Genomic DNA, 1,999 nt, shown 5'->3' with positions numbered 1-1,999 from the left:
GTTGCTGATTTCTCTTATTGGCTTGGGCTATATGGTGCGGCAGACGGCGCTGCCGGAGTTTCGAGCTGCCGGATTGGCCCATCTTTACTTCGTGGGCTTGGTCTGGACACTGGTGATCGCCCTGGGCATGATTCTCTCGGTGCTGCCTTTTGTCGGTCGTACCCCTCTAGCGGCTTTGAGCCAATATCTGGGGGTGTTTTGGCTGTGGCAAATGGGGTTGGGCCACTGGCTCAACGGCCTGGTGGATCCGCCGCGCCTTCCCTACTGGATCACCGGTGGGATCCAGATCTTGGCCGGAGTTGCCTGCCTGCTGTGGGGGCTGGAGTGGCAGTATGCGGTGGCAGGGGGGATCGGGGCTTTGGCCATGCTGCTTCTGATCCCGCTGCATGGATCTCGATAGATCTCACTGATCTCCCTCTGAGGCCTTATCCAGGTGCACCTGCCAGACTTGGCCCAGCGCCCTCACCTCATCCCCAAGGCGCAATTTGCGCCCGCGGCGGGTTTCCACCTCGCCATTGACCTGCACCTGTCCGGCTTGGATCAACTGCTTGGCCTGCCCACCGGTGGACACAACCCCCGCCCACTTGAGAAACTGATCCAGCTTAATCACGGGATCTGTCGCCATCACTGCACCCAAAGGGTTTTGACATCGACCAGTTGTCCCATTGCCTGTTTCTCCACTCTGGCATTTGCATTCTGCCCGGAATGGGGCTCGGGAGAGAAAAATTGGTGATGTTTGGGATCAGGGTTGCAAGCTGCTCGTGGTTGCCGTTGGATCCCCGGCCCAGAACTCATAAGCGGCTTGCGACAGGCTGGCGATCAGCTCTTCGGCTCTGGGGTCGTTGGGGGTTTCTCGCTTCACCCACACCGCCGCCACATAGCGTCGCCCGTTGGGCAAATCCAGGATCCCGGCATCTCCCACCACCGAGCGCAGGGTTCCCGTCTTGTGGGCAATGCGCACCTCCTGGCCCAGGTGGGGTCGAAAGTAGGAAGGCCGTTGGGTACGCCAGAGAATGTCCAAAAAGCGGTCGCGGCTGCGGCGGCTAAGCATGCGCCCCTGTTCCACTTGGCTGAGCAACCAAACCATGTCGCGTGGGCTGCTGGTGTTGGTGCCCTCCAGATCCGGTAGCCACCAGGAAATTTGCGTGTGCTGTAGCCCCCACTGACGAAATTTTTGGTTGAGAGCCTCCTGTCCACCCAGGCGATCGATGATCAGATTGGTGGCGAAGTTGTCGCTGAGGGTGCTCATCAGGGTGGCCGCCTCCAGGGCAGAGACCTGGGATCCCAGGGGACGGGTTTGGAGCACGCCCGCTCCTCCTGCCTTGAGATCTTCCCGCAGGGCGAGCGGTTCATCCAGCCGCACCTGCCCGGTTTCCACGGCCTGGAAAAAGGCCAAGAGAATGGGGATCTTGATTACGCTGGCGGCAGGAAAAGCCTGATCCGGCCTGACGCCGGCAAAGGCGCCGCTTTCCACCTCCCAAAACAGGGCCCCTGCCGTCAACCCCGGTTGGTCGGCCAAAGCGGCTAGGCGCTCCTGCAAAGCCGGGATCGCCTCTCCCTGCAGGGTATCGCTCGGCCCTGGATCCCCAAGCTGCGTCGTGGCAGGTTCTGTCTGTCCAGTGGGGGTTGATTGCAGCAGTTGCGAGAGGCCGGCCATTGTCAGGCCCAGGATGAGACTGAAGCTCAGGCCCCTGAGCAACACTTCTCCGAGGGCCGGAGAACGTCCTGGGCGGCGAGGCTGGACAGCCCGTTGGCGCAGACGGGCGATGGCTTTTTGGCGGGCCAGACGCAGCGGCTGAGGGTGAGAGGCAGCCGGGGCAGGAAGCAGGCGCCCAGAACCCCCCAATAGGGCATCCTTAGCGGATCGTGAGGGGCGGCGGGGATCCCGAGGCTTCTTGGGCGTTGGTCTCCTCTCCCTTGCTCCGGCCATGAGAACAACTGCTCCCACACAAGGCTTGCGTAAAGATGTTGACAGTTTTACCAGCTCTGGTGGCTCGGT

3 protein-coding genes are annotated in these 1,999 nt (G+C 61.7%); 1 reads left to right on the top strand and 2 read right to left on the bottom strand.

Annotated features, from left to right (window positions below; genetic code table 11):
• On the top strand, positions 1-400 hold a 400-nt coding region (locus tag NW844_RS12755; RefSeq protein WP_414336185.1), incomplete at its 5' end, for a hypothetical protein.
• A 3-nt stretch (positions 401-403) separates the two neighbouring features.
• Here the strand turns inward: NW844_RS12755 and NW844_RS12750 are convergent.
• Together NW844_RS12750 and NW844_RS12745 are read right to left on the bottom strand one after the other, a co-directional pair.
• Complete coding sequence (locus tag NW844_RS12750) at positions 404-625, bottom strand: RNA-binding S4 domain-containing protein (protein WP_414336183.1); 222 nt, start codon at positions 623-625, stop codon at positions 404-406.
• A 117-nt stretch (positions 626-742) separates the two neighbouring features.
• Positions 743-1,846 (bottom strand): serine hydrolase, encoded by a 1,104-nt coding sequence (locus tag NW844_RS12745; protein WP_414336181.1) that lies wholly within the window; start codon positions 1,844-1,846, stop codon positions 743-745.
• Positions 1,847-1,999 lie beyond the last annotated feature (153 nt).

Source organism: Synechococcus sp. H55.2, from assembly GCF_047462495.1.
Taxonomy (GTDB): Bacteria; Cyanobacteriota; Cyanobacteriia; order Thermostichales; family Thermostichaceae; genus Thermostichus.
This window is presented reverse-complemented; position numbering and strand designations above follow the sequence as displayed.

Coding starts and splice junctions, on each gene's coding strand:
- NW844_RS12750 (WP_414336183.1), bottom strand. CDS start 625: ATGGCGACAGATCCCGTGATTAAGCTGGATCAGTTTCTCAAGTGGGCG.